The organism is Pseudomonas sp. Q1, from assembly GCF_009935975.1.
GTDB lineage: Bacteria > Pseudomonadota > Gammaproteobacteria > Pseudomonadales > Pseudomonadaceae > Aquipseudomonas > Aquipseudomonas palleroniana.
This window is the reverse complement of the sequence record NZ_QODI01000009.1, coordinates 265,634-284,544: the sequence shown is the minus strand read 5'-3', so window position 1 is coordinate 284,544 and position 18,911 is coordinate 265,634. Positions and strand designations below refer to the sequence as shown.

The following is an 18,911-nucleotide window of genomic DNA, read 5'->3' as shown; positions in this document are numbered from 1 at the left end:
AGTGACTGATGAACCTGGAAACCTGGCTACTGTTCAGCGGCGCAGCGTTGGTGGTGATCCTGATCCCGGGGCCACTGTCACTGTTGATGATCAGCAACAGTCTCAACTACGGCCTGCGCCGTTCGTATCCAGCGTTTCTCGGTGGGGTGTTTGCCTCGATCTGCCTGTTGAGTGCCTCGGCCCTGGGCCTGGGCGCCCTGTTGCTGGCATCGGAACAATTGTTCAGCGCTTTGAAGATCCTCGGCGCGGCCTACCTGTTCTACCTCGCCTGGCAAAGCTGGCAGCAATCTCGCCAGCCAAGCCAGGCTACCGTGGTGCCGCAGGCGGTAGCGACGCCACGCTTTCGTGCGCTGTTTGGCCGAGCGTTTGTGCTCGGCGCCAGCAACCCCAAGGACATCCTGTTCTTCGCCGCCTTCCTGCCGCAATTTCTCAGCAGCCAGCAGCCGTTCCTGCCGCAACTGCTGATCATGATCGCCACCTGGACCCTGCTCGATCTGCTGTGCAAGCTGGCCTACGGGTTGAGTGCCCATGGCGCGGCGCGTTACTTGCGCAGCGGCAAAGGCCAGAGCTGGTTCAACCGCGTCAGCGCCGGCCTGTTCGGCGGTGCCGGGATGGTGTCGCTGGTCAAGGCGACGGGGCCACTTTGACGAAATAAACGCTGGGTGGGAGCTTGCCTGACACAGGCCATTGAATACCCGCCACGATCCGCACCAGGCGCCCCTCTTCCAGAGCACGCTTGACTCGCGCGAATATCATCGAGCTCGGGTGACGGTTGATGGCTTTATTGAACCAATCATCCGTCAGCCCACCGCGCAAGATGATGGACGCTCGCTCAACCCAATGAATGGCGATGTAGTACAGCTTGTTTGAAAGCGGGTGAGTGGCGATCAATTCACTCGTAGGCTTTCTGCCATGCATGACGCGCATCTCTTCGACGTCGAAGCCCTGCTGTTGCAGCACGCGCCTGACTGCCGGGATCTGCGCATTGTTTCGTGCGAGGGCGAGCTGACTGCGGGCGGGCCGTAACGCGGGGTCTAATCCAGTCACGCGAAAGTCGACACGAGTAAAGCCTGGGGTCTTGTCGTTGTAACCGACAAATAGAGACACCCCGCGCCTTTCAGTGGGCCGCAGCATTCTCAGCAAATCATCCGTCTGGCCAGGCCGTGCGGGGGCAGCAGGCAACCAACTGTCCAAGGTCGCACGGATATTGAGCAGGTGGGTGGCCGTTGCAGGGCGCCGTGGGCCTGACAACTCAATCATTCTTGCAACCGTGAAGTCTTGGCTTTTGCTGGTCATGGAGGGAAACGCCTCCCCCACAGACTGCGTCAGCGGCTTATCGAACAGCGGCAGATGAAGCTGCCAACCCTGGGCTGATGTGCGCGACGCCGGAATAGGTTGTTCACTCGGCGCCGTGCGTGTCCACCGCTCGATGTCGGCACTGGCCAAGGACACCAGCGGTTCATCCCTTGTAATAAACACGATGCGGTTCAACGGTGCCTGATCGCCTTGGGGAAGCAGCCGGTAATAACCGCTCAACGGATCCGCCAGGCTGGTATTCGCAGGCGCCACTCGCAGGGCGTTGTAGGAAATGCCTGGGCTGGCCAGAGGCACATGAAACACCCCGGGCGCCGGGGAACTCAATTGCTCGGTAATCGGAATCTGCATACGCCAATCCAACCAATGGGTCGCCGGGTTGGATGAGTGCAGGATGGAGTCCTCCGTCGCGCTGCGTAAAACCGGGGGCCACCAGTCAGACGGTGCTGACGCCGGCGCGCGCCAAGGGTTGAGCACGCCCGAACTCGTCCCGGCCACCGGTTGAGGGGCGTCTGCGCCGAGTAACCGCTCGCCCTGCCGATGAATGTTCAAAATCAGTTCATTCTGGCCCTCGACCTGAGGGTTCTTCAGGCGAAACACTGACTCGTTGTCGCGTCGATAGACCGGATAATGGTGCGTGTCGTCGGCCACAAATAGCGCGCCCTCCTTCACATGGATGCCGAGCTGATCCGGCCCCTTCAATGCCACGGCGCCTTTGGGCACGCCCTGAATTCTGAAATTTTCCAAGGCTTTGAGCTGCATCACGGCGGGCGGCGCAAAACGGGCTGGGCCGCCCTGCGCGGACATGCGCAGACGATGAATTCGCCCCAGCGCAGCCCTTGCGATGGGGCGAGCGGCACGCGATGCCACCTGCCCCGCCGGCTTCGGCCCGGGCATGACATTCACTAGCAGGTCGACGATCAAAAAACTGCTCATGAAACCCACATCGACAGCATCGTGCGCATCGCCAAAGCGATGGTAATGGCGCGCCGCAAGCAGCAGCTCATAAACATCATTGGACACACCGAACAAGGGAAAGAAAAACTGCGAAAAAAACGCGACGATCCGGCGAATGCGGGTCTCGCCTTGCTCACCCTGCCGCCGGGCTCGGTACTGTTCCAGCTCTTTGCCGGAACGGCTGGATGCCTGAGCCTGGCGTTGCAGCTCGAGCACGTTGGCTTGATACAGCAAGGCCCGGGCATCGCTGTGGGAGGTGGCGACAATCGCCAGCCAGTCCTGCGGATCACTGGCGATCTGTTCATGGATGATGCTTTCTATCTCACTCAGTTGCACCGTGGGCTCCAGGTGCTTGATGTTGAATGAGCGAATGAACTCGATCCCCCGCAGGATCCCCTTGACCATGGAAACGCCCGGCAAGGGATAGGGAATATCGAACACCCCAGCAGGCGTAGCGGCCCGAGCCGGATGATGAGTGAGCGCCTCAAACGCCCAGCCGGGTGCAACCTGCCGCGCCAGCAGCCTGACGTTGCCAGGCAGTGCGCCGACTCGATTCAACTGCGCTCGGGCCTGTTCCAGGCTGCCATGCTCAGTGAGTACCCACCCTTGCGGAGCTTCGGGCCAATAGACCACACACTGATCAGTGAGCAGGTCTTGCACCACCACCAGCCCTGCAATGTAGCGATCATGCTGCATGGTGTGCCCCACCAGGTGCACCACATGCAATTGCAGCGCAGGCTGGGGCGTTCGCGTCGCCATGGCGCTGCGCAACAACGCCTGTGCACTCGCCGTCAGCCCCTGCTGAGCCGCCGAGTAGAGATGCTGTGCAGCACCCGCTTGCAACGTACGATTCAATAACGCGGGAATACGCCCCTCAGTCGCTGTAGGGGCAGCACCGGCAGGCGGATAAAACACTGACTGGATCAACCTGTCGTACTCGCCACCGATATCCAGTGAAGCCACCATGGGGATCAGGTAGGCGGCGTTCAGGCGTTCTTGCCACTGGGGTTGCAGATAGCGGGCGCGGTTGAATCGCCAGTGTGTCCAGGGCGCCAACGGGTCCAGGTTATGCAGCGCCAATTGCAGCAGGCTGAACGTCGTGCGCTCAAGGGTAGCGGTCAATATGGGTTTGCGGTCCCCGACTGAGCAGCGGCTTTCCCACCCGCAAAAGCTGTCCTGCACATCATCGGGCAGATCAATCAACGGTTGCTCGATATCCAGCTGCGCCGGCATGCCATCCTGGCGCAGGCGGTCCGTCAGCGCACGGCGGGCAAACGAGCCGAGGTCAGGCAGGCAGTCTTGCAGGTGACGGGCGAAGGCGAAGGCGCTGCTCAACTGCAAACGCCACAAGCGCCTGAAATGCTTGCGCTGGGCACGGGATGCAGCGGCCAACCAGGCCGGTATTTTCTTCGACTCAGACGCGACCTTGCGCATCAGTTCAACATGGGTATGCGCCTGGTTCAGCGCGCTGTTCGCCGGGACCATCAATTGGCCTTGCAGCTCGAACATCAACAGCGAGCGGCTCAACCCGGCATCCGTCACTTCACTGAAAATACGCGCGATGTCCTCAGTGCTGCTGTGCAAACGGTCGTAGGTCCCAAGCAGTTTCTTGAGGCCGGTGAGGGCAGGCTTGCCGGGGATGTCGAGGTAACGCACGTTCAGGCTTTCACGCGCAGCGTGGGCGCGCAGGTCGCGGCGCTTATCGTGCTCCACGCAACCCCATAGCACCGAATCGTCACGGCTGCTCAAACTCACCTTGAGGCTCTGAGTCAAGGCATCCAGCCCGGAAAATGCAAGCAGGCCACCAGTTGCACCGAACGCGTACAACACCACAGGTCGCTGGCGGGTCGGGACCCTCACGGCGGCGGCGGTCGTGATGACCCAGACGTTGTGCAGGGGGTAATACGCATCAGGCTCGTTGCCGATGGCGATGGACATCACCCGGGTCTGACTGCCCGGACGTCGGGAGGCCAGAGGCTGGTCTATGACTTCAATCATCAGCGCCCGATGCGCGCTACCCAGCAACCTGAGCCGGTGCTGCAGCTCAACCTCAGAGCGCAGCGCCTCGGCTTGAGCATTCAGGAACAACGAAACACGCCTGGGCGTGCCTGCCCCGCCGGGCCGCTCGGCCCAAAAAACCAGGTCAAGTGCACGTTGCTGTGCATCCTGCATCAACGCTTTCAACACTTGTGCATGGACTTCGCGCTGGCTCATCAGCGACAGCAACGCCTGATAGGCTGGTGTCTGTGCACTGGGATCATCCGCAGCCAACAGCGTAACCAGGCCTTTTTCGTAGCGTTTGACCTGCCGCTCCACCGACAGCATCGCCAACGTGGGCGCCGTGCTGGCAAACACAATTTCTGCCTGCCGGCGTTGGCGGTCCCAGCGCAGTAATTGATCACGCAGCAGACCCAGCCGAGCGCCGCCGACCTGTTGTTTGCGCGCGCCTTCCACATAGGCAAGAAAAGCCCTGGCCTGCAGCGGTTGAGGCCGAGCGGTTGAAAACACCTGCGCGAGATTGACCTGCATCGCACAGGCCAATTCATTGGCCCATTGCCCACTCAATAACGCCTCGGCCCCTTGCGCCAGGGCGTCGCCGGTCACCGCGTGGCCACGCACGAAGCGGGTTGTCGGGGACAAGTCCGCCGGCGGGCAGGCTCCGTTGCGCTGATCCAGGGGTAAACACTGCCACAGTTCGTGAAAGCGCTCGCGGCCCAACTCCAGCAAGCCGCATTGAAGGACGTCGAAGCTGGGGTATTCATGAAAATTGCGCCCTCCGCCCGGCAGGTAGAGGACATGGGGCGCATCAACGGGCTCGCCTTCGCGGTATAGATGCAAGGCACCGGGAATCGCCAGCGCAGGTGCGCCGGGCCACAGCAACCGGCCCACTTGCACACCGGCCCAACTACCGCCGGCACGCTGCCGGGCTTCGGCGCTCGGGGCATCGATGACCGCCTGGACCACCAGCATTCCCGCGCTCGATAACTCGTCGAGCTGGCGCGCAATAAAGGCGCGATCGGCGAAGAGCTGTGCGTGCAACGCAGCCCAACGTTCCCGCCGCGTCAACCAGGAACCCTGCACCAGCGTGTCCCAGTAGGCTTGTTGCGCACGCGCCAAGACCTCGAGCAGCCCCATCGCACACAGCCGTTGCAAGGCTTGCAATGCGGTGTAGGGCAAGCGCCGGCGCGGGCGGCCCTTGATGCTCAACGCGGTAAACGCGTTGACGTTGATCGCCACCGACGGCTGCACCAGCGAGAACAAGGCCCGATCAGTCAAGGTATCGACCTTCTGCGCTGCCCGGGGTGGCTTCGGTTCGGTAAAAATCAGGCTGTCCGGATCCATCTCGAACGCTTTGCGCAGCTCGGCTCGCAGCACATTCAGCACTTTGGGTGAACGACCCAGTAGATGAACCAGCGCTTGGGTCGATTCGCTGCACCGCAGGTCGGCCAGGGCGATCTGATTGATCAGGCGGCTGGGGTGTGGATGGGTGTTGATTCGCCAGCGCAATTGATCGCGGATGCCCTGGAGTGTGGCTTCGGCGGCCACTGCTGAATCATCGGTGTCGAGGAGCGGACCCATGGTGCTTTCTTCTCAATGAGGAAAACATCCAGCCTAGGCAGCGCAGATGGCCCAGGGGCGCTAGATAATTGAGCCCATGACCCATAAAAAAGCCCGCAGTGTGGGCGGGCGAAAACCAACGAAGAGCTTTGGGGGTGTGAAGCGAGGTGACGCTAGCTACCGCGATAGGTGGAGTAGCTGTAAGGCGAAATCAGTAACGGCACATGGTAATGCTCCTGTTCGGCGTTGATCCCGAAGCGCAACACCACCACATCCAGAAAAGCCGGCTCCGGCAGTTGCACGCCACGAGCGCGGTAGTAGTCACCGGCGCTGAATTGCAGTTGGTACACGCCGCTGCGGTAGGCATCGCCTTGCAGCAGGGGCGCATCGCAGCGGCCATCACTGTTGGTGTGTGCGGTGGCGACGCGTTCAAGCTGCGCGCCTTCGACGCGATACAGCTCTATCTTGATCGCGCTGCCGGGGCAGCCGTGTGCGGCATCCAAAACGTGTGTAGTCAAACGTCCCATGGCGTCGGCGCGCCTCCCGTGGTCAGTTAAAGAGTGAGCCGCACTTTTTCAGGGCAGCGAAAAAGCCGGCGATGGCTGATTAAGACACTTTTTAAAAAAATTGTACACAATAAAAATCACAAACCTTTGCATCAGTCCGCGCCTGGTACTCAAACAGGCGATTCATACGTAATCCTTGCTTTTAAACGACCTTTTGTCCATTAGCTGACCAACCAGGCAAGTTTCTTGCTACACCATTCACACAGCGTCCCGCAGAAAAAATGCAGAAATGCGGGCTTACAAAGTGGCTGATAAGTTGTATACAATCACTCATCGCCAACACGACGAACAAGAAGGAAGACTGCAGTGAGCGCTGACTACCCACGCGACCTGATCGGTTACGGCAGTAACCCTCCTCACCCCCATTGGCCGGGCAAGGCGCGCATTGCGCTGTCTTTCGTACTCAACTACGAAGAAGGTGGTGAGCGCAATATCTTGCATGGTGACAAAGAGTCCGAAGCCTTCCTCTCGGAAATGGTCTCGGCCCAGCCGCTGCAGGGCGCACGCAACATGAGCATGGAGTCGCTGTACGAATACGGCAGCCGGGCCGGTGTGTGGCGCATTCTCAAGCTGTTCAAGGCATTCGATATTCCGCTGACCATCTTCGCCGTAGCCATGGCAGCCCAACGCCATCCGGATGTGATCCGCGCCATGGTCGACGCCGGCCATGAGATCTGCAGCCATGGCTATCGCTGGATCGACTACCAGTACATGGATGAGGCCCAGGAACGCGAGCACATGCTCGAAGCTATCCGCATCCTTACCGAATTGACCGGCGAGCGCCCACTGGGCTGGTACACCGGGCGCACCGGCCCCAACACGCGGCGTCTGGTGATGGAGGAAGGCGGTTTCCTCTACGACAGCGACACCTACGACGATGACCTGCCCTACTGGGAACCCAACAACCCCACCGGCAAGCCGCACCTGGTGATCCCCTACACCCTGGACACCAACGACATGCGCTTTACCCAGGTGCAGGGGTTCAACAAGGGCGATGACTTTTTCGAGTACCTCAAAGATGCGTTCGACGTGCTTTACGCCGAAGGCGCCGAGGCCCCGAAGATGCTTTCGATCGGCCTGCATTGCCGCCTGATCGGCCGTCCTGCGCGCCTGGCTTCGTTGAAGCGGTTCATTGAATACGTCAAGGGTCACGAGCACGTCTGGTTCACTCGCCGGGTGGACATTGCGCGTCACTGGCAAGCGACCCATCCCTATGCGGGAGCGGCGAAATGACTGCATTCCAGAGCCTGAAACCCTCGACCCTGGGCCGCGACGAATTCGTCAACGCCTTCGCCGACATCTACGAACATTCGCCATGGGTGGCCGAAAAGGCCTTCGACCTGGGCCAGGATGCGTCGATCGACCAGATCGAGACCCTGCACCAACGCATGAGCGATATCCTGTTGAGCGCCGATCACGCCAGCCAACTGGCCCTGATCAACGCTCACCCGGACCTGGCCGGCAAAGCCGCCGTCCAGGGCCAACTGACCGCAGCCAGCACTGATGAACAGGCCGGCGCGGGGATTCACCAGTGCACGGCCGAAGAGTTTTCTCGCTTCACCGAGCTGAACGAAGCCTATAAGGCCAAGTTCAAGTTTCCCTTCATCATGGCGGTAAAAGGCAGCAACCGGCACCAGATCCTGGCCGCGTTCGAAACGCGCATTCACAACCCGGTGGACACCGAGTTCAAATGCGCCCTGGCCGAGATCAACAAGATCGCGTTGTTCCGATTACTGACCCTCTAAACGACCATCCCCAGCCACTCAATCCAAGGCAGACAAGAAGAATGAAAGCTTACGCCGTACCTTTCGAAAAGTTCGTCAACCTGGCCGATGCCCGCCTGGGCACCAAGATCCTCTCGGTGACCGATGACTGGTTCGCCGACGCCAACCGCCTGTTCCAGCCGACCCCGGCCGTGTGGAAGGAGGGCGTTTTCGATGACAACGGCAAGTGGATGGACGGCTGGGAATCACGCCGCAAGCGCTTCGAAGGCTACGACAGTGCCGTGATCCGCCTGGGCGTACCGGGCTCGATCAAGGGCGTGGACATCGACACTTCATTCTTCACCGGCAACTACCCGCCGTCGGCGTCCCTGGAAGCTTGCTTCCTGGCCTCGGGCGACCCTGACGAAAACACCCAGTGGGTGGAAGTGCTGTCAGCCGTCGAGCTGCAAGGCAACAGCCACCACTACCATGAAATCAACAACGACCAGGCGTTCAGCCACCTGCGCTTCAACATCTACCCGGACGGCGGCGTGGCCCGTCTGCGTGTGTACGGTGTGCCGTTCCGCGACTGGTCGTCGGTGGGTGACAACGAACAGGTCGACCTGGCTGCCGCACTGAACGGCGGTCGCGCCCTGGCCTGCTCCGATGAACACTTCGGCCGCATGAGCAACATTCTGAACCCGGGCCGTGGCATCAACATGGGCGACGGCTGGGAAACCGCGCGTCGTCGTACACCGGGCAATGACTGGGTGATCGTCGCCCTGGGCCATCCGGGCGAGATCGAGAAGATCATCGTCGACACCCTGCACTTCAAGGGCAACTACCCGGACACCTGCTCGATCCAGGGCGCATTCGTGAAAGGCGGCACCGACAGCCAGATCGAAACCCAGTCGCTGTTCTGGCGCGAACTGCTGCCGGCGCAGAAGCTGGAAATGCATGCCGAACACACCTTCGCCGAACAGATCAAGGCACTCGGGCCGATTACCCACATCCGCCTGAACGTGTTCCCGGATGGCGGTGTGAGTCGCCTGCGTGTCCTCGGCAAAGTCGCCAAGTAACGCCTGAGCGGACGCGGAGCGTCCAGGGCAACGTTCCCACGCAGAGCGTGGGAGCGATCAATAGACAAGATTAAGAAGACAGCCATGCGCACACTGATGATCGAACCCCTGACCAAAGAAGCCTTTGCCCCTTTCGGAGACGTTATCGAAACCGATGGCAGCGATCACTTCATGATCAACAACGGGTCGACCATGCGCTTTCACAAGCTGGCGACGGTAGAAACCGCCACGCCAGAAGACAACGCGATCATCAGCATCTTCCGCGCCGACGCGCTGCCGATGCCGCTGACCGTGTGCATGCTGGAGAGACACCCGCTGGGCAGCCAGGCTTTCATTCCGCTGCTCGGCAACCCCTTTCTGATCGTGGTCGCGCCACTTGGCGATGCACCTGTATCAGGCTTGGTCCGCGCCTTCGTCACCAACGGCAGGCAGGGCATCAATTACCATCGCGGCGTCTGGCACCACCCGGTGCTGACGATCGAAAAGCGGGATGACTTCCTGGTGGTTGATCGCAGTGGCACAGGCAATAACTGCGATGAGCATTTTTTCAAAGAGGATGAGCGTTTGATCCTCGCCCCCCACCAATAAGAGAAGGTCTGATCACCCGACAACAAGGGTGACAGGCGAGAGGTAAAGACTGTGGAAGCACATCTGTTGGAATGGCTGAACCTGAGCGTGCGCTGGGTTCACATGATCACCGGCGTCGCCTGGATCGGCGCATCCTTCTATTTCGTCTGGCTGGAAAACAACCTCAACCGCGTCAACCCCAAGGACGGCCTGGCCGGTGACTTGTGGGCGATCCACGGAGGCGGTATCTACCACCTGGAAAAATACAAACTGGCCCCACCGACCATGCCGGACAACCTGCACTGGTTCAAATGGGAAGCCTATTTCACCTGGATGTCGGGCATTGCGCTGCTGTGCGTGGTGTTCTATTCCAACCCGACCTTGTACCTGCTCGCCCCCGGCAGCAGCCTCAGCGGCCCGGAAGGTGTACTGCTGGGCATCGGTTCGCTGTTCGTCGGCTGGTTCGTCTACTCCTTCCTCTGCGACTCGGCCCTGGGCAAGCGCCCTGCCCTGCTCGGCTTGATCCTGTTCGTGCTGTTGATTGCCGCCGCGTACGGTTTCAGCAAGGTGTTCAGCGGCCGCGGCGCCTACCTGCACGTGGGTGCCGTGATCGGCACCATCATGGTCGGTAACGTGTTCCGCATCATCATGCCCGCCCAGCGCGCATTGGTGGCGGCCATCGCGCAAAACCGCACGCCTGACCCGGCCTTGCCGGCCAAAGGGCTGCTGCGTTCGCGACACAACAACTACTTCACCTTGCCGGTGCTGTTCATCATGATCAGCAACCACTTCCCGAGCACCTACGGCAGCCAATACAACTGGCTGATCCTGGCCGGTATCGCAGTGGCGGCGGTGTTGGTACGGCACTACTTCAACACCCGGCACAACAGCCAGAAGTACGCGTGGACCTTACCGGTCGGTGCGCTGGCGATGATTTGCCTGGCCTACGTGACCGGCCCGAAACCGCTGACCACCACCCCGGACGTAGCCAAGGCCCCCGCCGCCATCGAGTACCAGCCGTTGCCGGAAACAGCGTTGGGTGGCGGCCTGAAACCTGCTGCGCCGACGGCACCCGCAGCTGAACCGGCGGCTGCACCCGCCCAGGCCACGATTGATTTCGACAAGGTGCACGGGGTGATCCAGGAACGCTGCGCCGTGTGCCATTCGGCCAAGCCCACCAGCCCCCTGTTCAGCACGGCCCCGGCCGGCGTGATGTTCGACACCCCGGCGCAGATCCAGCAGCAGGCGGCGCGCATTCAAGCGCAGGCCGTGGCGAGCCAGATCATGCCGCTGGGCAACATCACCCAGATGACCCAGCAGGAGCGGGATCTGATTGGCACCTGGATCAACCAGGGGGCCCGCACCAACTGATTGGTTCACACAGTTCCAATGTGGGAGGGGGCAAGCCCCCTCCCACAGATTGCGCTCCAAACAACACAACAATAAAAAGATTCGAGGTGTTGCATGTCCCAGTTAGAAACGCAGCCCCCTGCCGCGCCCGCGATGGTGCGCCTGCCCCTCTTGCAACTGCTGCTGGTCGGCCTGCAACACGTCTTGCTCATGTATGGCGGCGCCGTCGCCGTGCCGCTGATCATTGGCCAGGCCGCAGGCCTCAGCCGTGAAGAAATCGCCTTCCTGATCAACGCCGACCTGCTGGTGGCTGGTATCGCCACCCTGGTGCAGTCGTTCGGCATCGGCCCGGTGGGCATTCGTATGCCGGTGATGATGGGCGCCAGTTTCGCGGCGGTCGGCAGCATGGTCGCCATGGCCGGCATGCCCGGGATCGGCTTGCAAGGGATCTTCGGTGCAACCATTGCCGCTGGGTTCTTCGGCATGCTGATCGCACCGTTCATGTCCAAGGTGGTGCGCTTTTTCCCGCCGCTGGTGACCGGTACGGTCATTACCGCCATCGGCCTGTCGTTGTTTCCGGTGGCCGTGAACTGGGCCGGTGGCGGCAGCGCCGCCGCCACGTTCGGCTCGCCGATTTACCTGGCGATTGCCGCGCTGGTACTGGCCACTATCCTGCTGATCAACCGCTTCATGCGCGGTTTCTGGGTGAACATCTCAGTGCTGATCGGCATGGCGCTCGGCTATGGCTTGTGCGGCATGCTCGGCATGGTCGACCTCAGCGGCCTGGCGCTGGCACCGTGGGTGCAAGTGGTGACGCCGCTGCATTTCGGCATGCCCAAGTTCGAATTGGCGCCGATCCTGTCGATGTGCCTGGTGGTGGTGATCATCTTCGTCGAGTCCACCGGGATGTTCCTCGCCCTGGGCAAGATCACCGGCCAGGAAGTCACGCCGAAAATGCTGCGCCGTGGTTTGCTGTGTGATGCCGGCGCATCATTCTTCGCCGGCTTCTTCAACACCTTCACGCATTCCTCCTTCGCCCAGAACATCGGCCTGGTACAGATGACCGGCGTGCGCTGCCGCTCGGTGACGATCATGGCCGGGGTCTTTCTGCTGGTGCTGAGCCTGCTGCCCAAAGCGGCGTTTCTGGTGGCATCGATTCCACCGGCAGTGTTGGGCGGTGCAGCGATTGCGATGTTCGGGATGGTGGCGGCGACCGGCATCAAGATCCTGCAGGAAACCGACATCGCCGATCGTCGCAACCAACTGCTGGTGGCGGTGAGCATCGGCATGGGCCTGATCCCGGTGGTGCGCCCGGAGTTCTTCGCCCAGCTGCCGCTGTGGATGAGCCCGATTACCCACAGTGGGATTGCCATGGCCACCCTCAGCGCATTGTCGCTGAACATACTGTTCAACATCCTCGGGGGGGCCGAACGACCCGCTGTCGCCCCTACCCACTGATTCCTTCGTTAACAATAAAAACAATAACGAACAGGGAACCTCCCATGCACGCCATTCACCTGGGGCCGGCCACAAGCCGCGCCCCATTCTCGCCCCACGCGCTCTGTTACGGCGCACTTGAGCCAAGGCCAGAGAGCCAGTATTCTCCGCGCCCGCTCGAATCGACTCAAAAAAAAACAGCGAATGTAAAAGCTGACTGCAAGGCCAACTTATCCGGGCCTAATGTCTGCGGCCAACGTGCACTGAAAACCACTGGACTCGACTGCATCAACTGCAGCCGAAGGCGTTTTATTGGTTTTTTAAACAGCTTGGCGCAGCTCTTGCTAAAAGCATTAAAGCTGACCAAACAGACGATTTTTGCAGCGAACCAAAGGCGCCACACCAGAGCGCCTGCGTAGAACAAAAAACCTAAAACTTTGACTCGGGAGCACCGAATGAAACCTATGTTGAAAGGCCTGATGCTGGCAGGTTCCCTGCTGGCCGGCGGCCAAGCCGTAGCCGGCGATTTGTTGCAGTGGCAGAACAACAGCCTGACCTACCTGTGGGGCAAGAACTTCACCATCAACCCGCAGATCCAGCAAACCGTCACGTTCGAACATGCCGATGCCTGGAAGTACGGCGATAACTTCCTGTTCGTCGACCGTATCTTTTACAACGGCAAGGAAGACGGCAACGTCGGCCCGGACACTTATTACGGCGAGTTCAGCCCACGGCTGTCATTCGGCAAGATCTTCGACAAGGACCTGTCTTTCGGCCCGATCAAAGATGTATTGCTGGCTTTCACGTATGAGTTCGGCGAAGGCGATAACGAGTCATACCTGTTCGGCCCGGGCTTTGACCTGAACATCCCGGGTTTCGACTACTTCCAGTTGAACTTCTACCAGCGCCAGACCGAAGGCAATCGCCCGGGCGACAACATCTGGCAGATCACACCGGTCTGGTCGTACACCATCCCGGTTGGCGACTCGAATGTGCTGATCGATGGTTTCATGGATTGGGTGGTGGATAACGACAAGACCTCCCGTGGCACCTACCACGCCAACCTGCACTTCAACCCACAGATCAAATATGACTTGGGCAAGGCGCTGCACTGGGGTGAAAAACAGCTGTATGTCGGTATCGAATACGACTACTGGAAGAACAAGTACGGGGTTGAAGACAGCGGCGCATTCAAGACCAACCAGGACACGGCGAGCCTGCTGGTCAAGTATCACTTTTAACTGAACCTGTGGGAGCGGGCTGCTCGCTCCCACATTCAGCTTGGGGACAACCCCAGGAACCGAGTGATTTCCGCGCGCTTGGCCAACGCATCGCGCCGCCCCAGCTCGATCAACTCGCTGCAATAACCGGCCTCGAACAGCAAGTAACTCAATACCCCCGCCCCGCTCGTCCTGGTCGCCCCCGGCCCACGCAGGAACAGGCGCAACGCCGCCGGCAATTCCTGGCGATGCCGCGCCGCGATTTCATCGATCGGCTGGCTGGGTGCAATCACCAACACTTCCACCGGCGCCACTCCGGGGGCGACCTGGCTGAATTGGTTCAAGCGCTCCAGCAGCTCGATATCACTCTCCAGGCTGTCGATGAAGGTGCTGTTGAGCATGTGCCCCCCAATCTGCGCCAGCGTCGGCTGTTGACCGGTGTAGGTGCGTTGCGTGGCAGGCTCATTGCCCCGTGGGTTGCCGCTCACGCCCACCACCAGCACCCGGCTCGCGCCCAGGTGCAAGGCCGGACTGATCGGCGCCGACTGGCGCACCGCGCCATCACCGAAATATTCTTCGTCGAGCTTGACCGGCGCGAACAGCAAGGGGATCGCCGAACTGGCCAACAGGTGCTCCACCGTCAACCGGGCGGGCACACCGATACGCCGATGGCGCAACCAGGCGTCGATGGTACGACCGCCCTGGTAGAACGTCGTCGCCTGCCCGGACTCGTAGCCGAAAGCCGTCACCGCCACGGCATGCAAATGCTGTTTGCGGATGGCCTCGTCAATACCGTGCAGGTGCAGTTTGTCGTTAAGCAGCTCGCGCAGTGGCGTGCTGTTGAGCAGCGCCACCGGCACCTGCGCTCCCAGGCCCAGCAGGCTGTGAATGAAAAAGCGACTGGCCTGGCGGATCACACCCGGCCAGTCGCTGCGCAGCACCAGATGGCTGCGAAAACCCTGCCAGAAGGCGGTAAGGCGTTGGATTGCGGCGGTAAAGTCCGTAGCGCCGCTGGCCAGGCTCACCGCGTTGATCGCCCCGGCGGAGGTGCCGACAATCACCGGAAAAGGGTTCGGCGCTCCCGGCGGCAACAGCTCGGCAATCGCCGCCAACACCCCCACCTGATACGCCGCTCGCGCCCCGCCGCCGGAAAGAATCAAACCTGTGACCGGTTCAGCTGGGCGCATTGCTTCACTCCATGGGGGAAGTCAGGGTTTACCGACGGCGTTTTTCGTAGAGCTTGGGTTCACCCGGCGGCCGGCTCTTGAAGCGGCGATGCGTCCACAGGTACTGCTCGGGGCATTCGCGTACCGAGGCTTCGACCCACTGGTTGATGCGCAGGCAGTCGATTTCATCGGTTTCGCCGGGGAAGTCCGTCAACGGTGGGTGGATCACCAGGCGATAGCCACTGCCATCGGCCAGGCGCTCCTGGGTGAACGGCACCACCAGTGCCTTGCCCAGGCGCGCGAATTTGCTGGTGGCGGTGACGGTGGCGGCCTGGATGCCGAACAGCGGCACGAAGATGCTCTGCTTGGCGCCGTAGTCCTGATCCGGTGCGTACCAGATCGCGCGGCCGGCGCGCAGCAACTTGAGCATGCCGCGCACGTCGTCGCGCTCGACGGCCAAGGAATCGAGGTTGTGCCGCTCGCGCCCCCGCCGCTGGATAAAATCGAACAGCGGGTTCCCGTGCTCGCGGTACATGCCATCAATGGTGTGCTTCTGCCCGAGCAGGGCGGCGCCGATTTCCAGGGTAGTAAAGTGCAGGGCCATCAGGATCACGCCCTTGCCTTCCAGTTGCGCCTGCTTGAGATGCTGCAACCCTTCGACATGGGCCAGCCGTGCCAGGCGCGACTTGGGCCACCACCAGCTCATGGCCATTTCAAAGAAGGCGATACCGGTGGACGCAAAGTTTTCCTTGAGCAGTCGCTGGCGTTCCTTGGCGGACTTTTCCGGGAAGCACAGTTCCAGATTGCGCTCGGCAATACGGCGACGATCGCCGGCCACGCGATACATGCCGGCGCCGAGTAAACGACCAATGGTCAACAACGCCCGATACGGCAACTGAGTGATCAGCCATAGCAGGCCGAGTCCCAGCCATAACAGCCAAAAACGCGGGTGAAAAAATGCAGCTCGAAAACGCGGGCGATCCATTACAGATTCCGGTAAAGACATGGGCCGCGCATTCTACAACGGTTCGACCCGGCTTGCGGCCCGCGGATGTTCTCGTTATAAGTCTCGACACTTTTCGTGACAAGCCGCTTTTGCCGACCATGAGCCAAACCGAACCGCTAGACCAAGATCCCGTGTTCCAGCTGAAAGGCAGCATGCTCGCCATCACCGTACTGGAACTCGCCCGCAACGACCTCGACGCCCTGGACCGCCAACTGGCCGCCAAGGTCGCCCTGGCACCGAACTTTTTCAATAATGCCCCATTGGTACTGGCCCTCGACAAACTGCCGGCCGGCCAGGGTGCCATCGACCTGCCCGGGCTGATGCGCGTGTGCCGCTCCCATGGTTTGCGGACCCTGGCCATTCGTGCCAGCCGTATCGAAGACATTGCCGCAGCCATCGCCATTGAACTGCCAGTACTGCCGCCGTCCGGTGCCCGCGAGCGTCCGCTTGACCCAACCGAAGGCGAAGTGAAGAAAAAACCGGAAAAACCACCTGAGCCGACGATCAAGCCTACAAAGATCATCACCTCGCCCGTACGCGGTGGGCAGCAGATTTACGCCCAGGGCGGCGACCTGGTAGTGGTCGCCTCGGTCAGCCCGGGGGCGGAACTTCTGGCCGATGGCAACATCCATGTATACGGCCCAATGCGCGGACGTGCCCTCGCCGGCATCAAGGGTGATACCAAGGCCCGTATTTTTTGCCAGCAGTTGACCGCTGAGCTAGTTTCCATCGCAGGCCAGTACAAGGTTTCAGAAGATTTGCGCCGTGATCCGCTGTGGGGGGCCGGGGTGCAGGTCAGCCTGTCGGGCGACGTGTTGAACATCATCCGGCTTTAACGGATACTGCCGCATTTTCCAAGCATCTCTAGACTCTGATAGCACAGCGAAACCGGCAAGATTTGCGTAGGAATAAGTTAAGACTGGCGCTTCCCCTGCGGAAACAACGGTTTTTTCCTACAAAGGCTGTCCGCCTGCGGCGAGTTTCAAGAGATGTTTTTCAGGGGCTGAAAAGTCCTTTTTCCTTAGGGGTGAAACACCTTGGCCAAGATTCTCGTGGTTACATCCGGCAAGGGTGGTGTGGGTAAGACCACCACCAGCGCCGCTATCGGTACCGGGCTCGCTCTGCGCGGCCATAAAACAGTTATCGTCGACTTCGACGTCGGCCTGCGTAACCTTGACCTGATCATGGGCTGCGAACGCCGCGTGGTGTACGACTTCGTCAACGTCGTCAACGGCGAAGCCAACCTGCAACAGGCCCTGATCAAGGACAAGCGCCTTGAAAACCTGTACGTGCTGGCCGCCAGCCAGACCCGTGACAAAGACGCGCTGACCAAAGAAGGCGTAGGCAAAGTCCTGGCCGAGCTGAAAGAAACCTTCGAATACGTGGTATGCGACTCCCCGGCGGGTATCGAAACCGGTGCTCACCTGGCGATGTACTTCGCCGACGAAGCCATCGTGGTAACCAACCCCGAAGTGTCTTCCGTACGTGACTCGGACCGCATGCTGGGCCTGTTGGCCAGCAAGTCGCAGCGTGCCGAAAAAGGCGAAGACCCGATCAGGGAGCACTTGCTGCTCACCCGCTACAACCCTGAGCGCGTCAGCAATGGCGAAATGCTCGGCGTTGAAGACGTGAAGGAAATCCTCGCAGTGACCCTGCTGGGCGTGATCCCGGAATCCCAGGCCGTGCTGAAGGCTTCCAACCAGGGTGTCCCGGTGATTCTCGACGACCAGAGCGACGCCGGCCAGGCGTACAGCGATGCCGTCGATCGCCTGCTGGGCAAATCCGTGGAACATCGCTTCCTCGATGTCAAGAAGAAGGGATTCTTCGAGCGTATCTTTGGAGGCAACTAAACAATGAAATTTCTCGACTTCTTTCGCGCCAACAAGAAGCCAACGACCGCATCGGTCGCGAAAGAGCGTCTACAGATCATCGTGGCGCACGAACGCGGCCAACGCAGTACACCGGACTACCTGCCAGCCTTGCAGAAGGAACTGGTCGAGGTGATCCGCAAGTACGTCAATATCGGCAACGATGACGTGCATGTCGCCCTGGAAAATGACGGCAGCTGCTCGATTCTGGAACTCAATATCACCCTGCCCGATCGTTGATCGAAAGGGCGGTCGCCACGGCGGCTCGGTCACCTTGATCCCTGTTGGGGAACGGGGTGGGCGAGCCGCCGTTGGCGTTTGTTAAGAGGCTGTTTGATGCCGCTGTCCAATATTCACATCCTGCATCAGGACGCCGCCGTCCTGGTGGTGAACAAGCCGACCCTGTTGCTCTCCGTGCCCGGCCGGGCCGATGACAACAAGGACTGCCTGATCACCCGCCTGCAGGAAAACGGCTACCCCGAAGCCCGCATTGTCCATCGCCTGGATTGGGAAACCTCCGGGATCATCCTGCTGGCTCGGGACGCCGACACCCACCGCGAATTGTCTCGTCAGTTTCACGACCGCGAAACCGAAAAAGCCTACACCGCATTGGCTTGGGGCCAGCCTGAGCTGGACAGCGGCAGCATCGACCTGCCCTTGCGCTACGACCCGCCGACCAAACCCCGGCATGTCGTGGACCACGAGTTCGGCAAGCATGCGCTGACGTTCTGGAAGGTGCTGGAGCGCTGCGGCGACTGGTGCCGTGTGGAACTGACGCCAATCACCGGACGCTCGCACCAGCTGCGCGTGCACATGCTGTCGATCGGCCACCCGCTGCTCGGTGACGGCCTGTACGCCCATGAACAGGCCCTGGCTGCCTGGCCGCGGTTGTGTCTGCACGCAAGCATGCTCAGCTTCACGCATCCGCAAAGCGGCGAGCGGTTGCGCTTTGAGTGCCCGGCCCCGTTCTAAGCCGGCAATGCGCTCAAAATGTGGGAGGGGGCTTGCTCCCGATGGCGGTGTGCCAGTCCATGGATTCAGTGACTGACACTCTGTTATCGGGAGCAAGCCCCCTCCCACATTTGTTCTGTGCACTTTTCGCCACCAACGGTAAACTCCG

16 protein-coding genes are annotated in these 18,911 nt (G+C 60.7%); 12 read left to right on the top strand and 4 right to left on the bottom strand.

The genetic code is table 11. The features are described from left to right. Positions 1-8 precede the first annotated feature (8 nt). A complete protein-coding gene (locus DK870_RS16585) occupies positions 9-647 on the top strand; it encodes a LysE family translocator (RefSeq protein ID WP_161549158.1) in 639 nt (212 codons plus the stop codon). On the opposite strand, the gene DK870_RS16580 is transcribed toward DK870_RS16585, so the two are convergent. Both DK870_RS16580 and uraH read right to left on the bottom strand, forming a co-directional pair. After that, the gene (locus DK870_RS16580; protein ID WP_161549157.1) at positions 625-5,850 is read right to left on the bottom strand and encodes a dermonecrotic toxin domain-containing protein; all 5,226 of its coding nucleotides are present in this window, start codon (positions 5,848-5,850) and stop codon (positions 625-627) included. The genes DK870_RS16585 and DK870_RS16580 overlap by 23 nt on opposite strands. Positions 5,851-6,002: 152 nt before the next feature. Then, positions 6,003-6,356 carry a hydroxyisourate hydrolase gene (uraH, locus tag DK870_RS16575; protein WP_060755970.1) on the bottom strand — a complete coding sequence of 118 codons (354 nt, stop codon included), beginning with the start codon at positions 6,354-6,356 and terminating at the stop codon, positions 6,003-6,005. 345 nt (positions 6,357-6,701) lie between these two features. On the opposite strand from uraH, the gene puuE reads away from it, so the two are divergent. The 7 genes from puuE (at position 6,702) to DK870_RS16540 (ending at position 13,772) form a co-directional block, all read left to right on the top strand. Then, positions 6,702-7,628, top strand: a complete 927-nt coding sequence (puuE, locus tag DK870_RS16570) for an allantoinase PuuE (RefSeq protein WP_060755971.1) — start codon at positions 6,702-6,704, stop codon at positions 7,626-7,628. Continuing rightward, on the top strand, positions 7,625-8,140 hold the full coding sequence (uraD, locus tag DK870_RS16565; RefSeq protein ID WP_060755972.1) for a 2-oxo-4-hydroxy-4-carboxy-5-ureidoimidazoline decarboxylase: 516 nt from the start codon (positions 7,625-7,627) through the stop codon (positions 8,138-8,140). Before puuE ends, uraD begins: the two co-directional genes overlap by 4 nt. A gap of 41 nt (positions 8,141-8,181) precedes the next feature. Then, on the top strand, positions 8,182-9,177 hold the full coding sequence (alc, locus tag DK870_RS16560) for an allantoicase (RefSeq protein WP_060755973.1): 996 nt from the start codon (positions 8,182-8,184) through the stop codon (positions 9,175-9,177). A gap of 84 nt (positions 9,178-9,261) precedes the next feature. Further along, positions 9,262-9,765 carry an ureidoglycolate lyase gene (locus DK870_RS16555; protein ID WP_090369593.1) on the top strand — a complete coding sequence of 168 codons (504 nt, stop codon included), beginning with the start codon at positions 9,262-9,264 and terminating at the stop codon, positions 9,763-9,765. A 51-nt stretch (positions 9,766-9,816) separates the two neighbouring features. Next, a complete protein-coding gene (locus DK870_RS16550) occupies positions 9,817-11,115 on the top strand; it encodes a urate hydroxylase PuuD (RefSeq protein ID WP_161549156.1) in 1,299 nt (432 codons plus the stop codon). A gap of 93 nt (positions 11,116-11,208) precedes the next feature. Beyond that, positions 11,209-12,552, top strand: coding sequence for a nucleobase:cation symporter-2 family protein (locus DK870_RS16545; RefSeq protein ID WP_060755976.1), 1,344 nt, complete (start codon positions 11,209-11,211; stop codon positions 12,550-12,552). A gap of 434 nt (positions 12,553-12,986) precedes the next feature. Next, on the top strand, positions 12,987-13,772 hold the full coding sequence (locus DK870_RS16540; RefSeq protein WP_090369585.1) for an outer membrane protein OmpK: 786 nt from the start codon (positions 12,987-12,989) through the stop codon (positions 13,770-13,772). A 35-nt stretch (positions 13,773-13,807) separates the two neighbouring features. Here DK870_RS16540 and DK870_RS16535 read toward each other — a convergent pair whose 3' ends face one another. Beyond that, positions 13,808-14,938: a patatin-like phospholipase family protein gene (locus tag DK870_RS16535; RefSeq protein WP_161549155.1), complete on the bottom strand. Its 1,131-nt coding sequence runs from the start codon at positions 14,936-14,938 to the stop codon at positions 13,808-13,810. Positions 14,939-14,966: 28 nt separating this feature from the next. Further along, the gene (locus DK870_RS16530) at positions 14,967-15,902 is read right to left on the bottom strand and encodes a lipid A biosynthesis lauroyl acyltransferase (protein WP_060755979.1); all 936 of its coding nucleotides are present in this window, start codon (positions 15,900-15,902) and stop codon (positions 14,967-14,969) included. 119 nt (positions 15,903-16,021) lie between these two features. On the opposite strand from DK870_RS16530, the gene minC reads away from it, so the two are divergent. From minC to DK870_RS16510, 4 genes are all read left to right on the top strand, one after another. Next, on the top strand, positions 16,022-16,759 hold the full coding sequence (minC, locus tag DK870_RS16525) for a septum site-determining protein MinC (protein WP_060755980.1): 738 nt from the start codon (positions 16,022-16,024) through the stop codon (positions 16,757-16,759). 201 nt (positions 16,760-16,960) lie between these two features. Then, entirely contained in the window at positions 16,961-17,773 is an 813-nt protein-coding gene (gene minD, locus DK870_RS16520; RefSeq protein WP_060755981.1) for a septum site-determining protein MinD, read from the top strand. Between the two features lie 3 nt (positions 17,774-17,776). Continuing rightward, the gene (gene minE, locus DK870_RS16515) at positions 17,777-18,031 is read left to right on the top strand and encodes a cell division topological specificity factor MinE (RefSeq protein WP_010208824.1); all 255 of its coding nucleotides are present in this window, start codon (positions 17,777-17,779) and stop codon (positions 18,029-18,031) included. Between the two features lie 96 nt (positions 18,032-18,127). After that, the gene (locus DK870_RS16510) at positions 18,128-18,763 is read left to right on the top strand and encodes an RluA family pseudouridine synthase (protein WP_161549154.1); all 636 of its coding nucleotides are present in this window, start codon (positions 18,128-18,130) and stop codon (positions 18,761-18,763) included. Positions 18,764-18,911 lie beyond the last annotated feature (148 nt).

Coding starts and splice junctions, on each gene's coding strand:
- DK870_RS16585 (WP_161549158.1), top strand. CDS start 9: ATGAACCTGGAAACCTGGCTACTGTTCAGCGGCGCAGCGTTGGTGGTG.
- DK870_RS16580 (WP_161549157.1), bottom strand. CDS start 5,850: ATGGGTCCGCTCCTCGACACCGATGATTCAGCAGTGGCCGCCGAAGCC.
- uraH (WP_060755970.1), bottom strand. CDS start 6,356: ATGGGACGTTTGACTACACACGTTTTGGATGCCGCACACGGCTGCCCC.
- uraD (WP_060755972.1), top strand. CDS start 7,625: ATGACTGCATTCCAGAGCCTGAAACCCTCGACCCTGGGCCGCGACGAA.
- alc (WP_060755973.1), top strand. CDS start 8,182: ATGAAAGCTTACGCCGTACCTTTCGAAAAGTTCGTCAACCTGGCCGAT.
- DK870_RS16555 (WP_090369593.1), top strand. CDS start 9,262: ATGCGCACACTGATGATCGAACCCCTGACCAAAGAAGCCTTTGCCCCT.
- DK870_RS16545 (WP_060755976.1), top strand. CDS start 11,209: ATGTCCCAGTTAGAAACGCAGCCCCCTGCCGCGCCCGCGATGGTGCGC.
- DK870_RS16540 (WP_090369585.1), top strand. CDS start 12,987: ATGAAACCTATGTTGAAAGGCCTGATGCTGGCAGGTTCCCTGCTGGCC.
- DK870_RS16535 (WP_161549155.1), bottom strand. CDS start 14,938: ATGCGCCCAGCTGAACCGGTCACAGGTTTGATTCTTTCCGGCGGCGGG.
- DK870_RS16530 (WP_060755979.1), bottom strand. CDS start 15,902: ATGGATCGCCCGCGTTTTCGAGCTGCATTTTTTCACCCGCGTTTTTGG.
- minC (WP_060755980.1), top strand. CDS start 16,022: ATGAGCCAAACCGAACCGCTAGACCAAGATCCCGTGTTCCAGCTGAAA.
- minE (WP_010208824.1), top strand. CDS start 17,777: ATGAAATTTCTCGACTTCTTTCGCGCCAACAAGAAGCCAACGACCGCA.
- DK870_RS16510 (WP_161549154.1), top strand. CDS start 18,128: ATGCCGCTGTCCAATATTCACATCCTGCATCAGGACGCCGCCGTCCTG.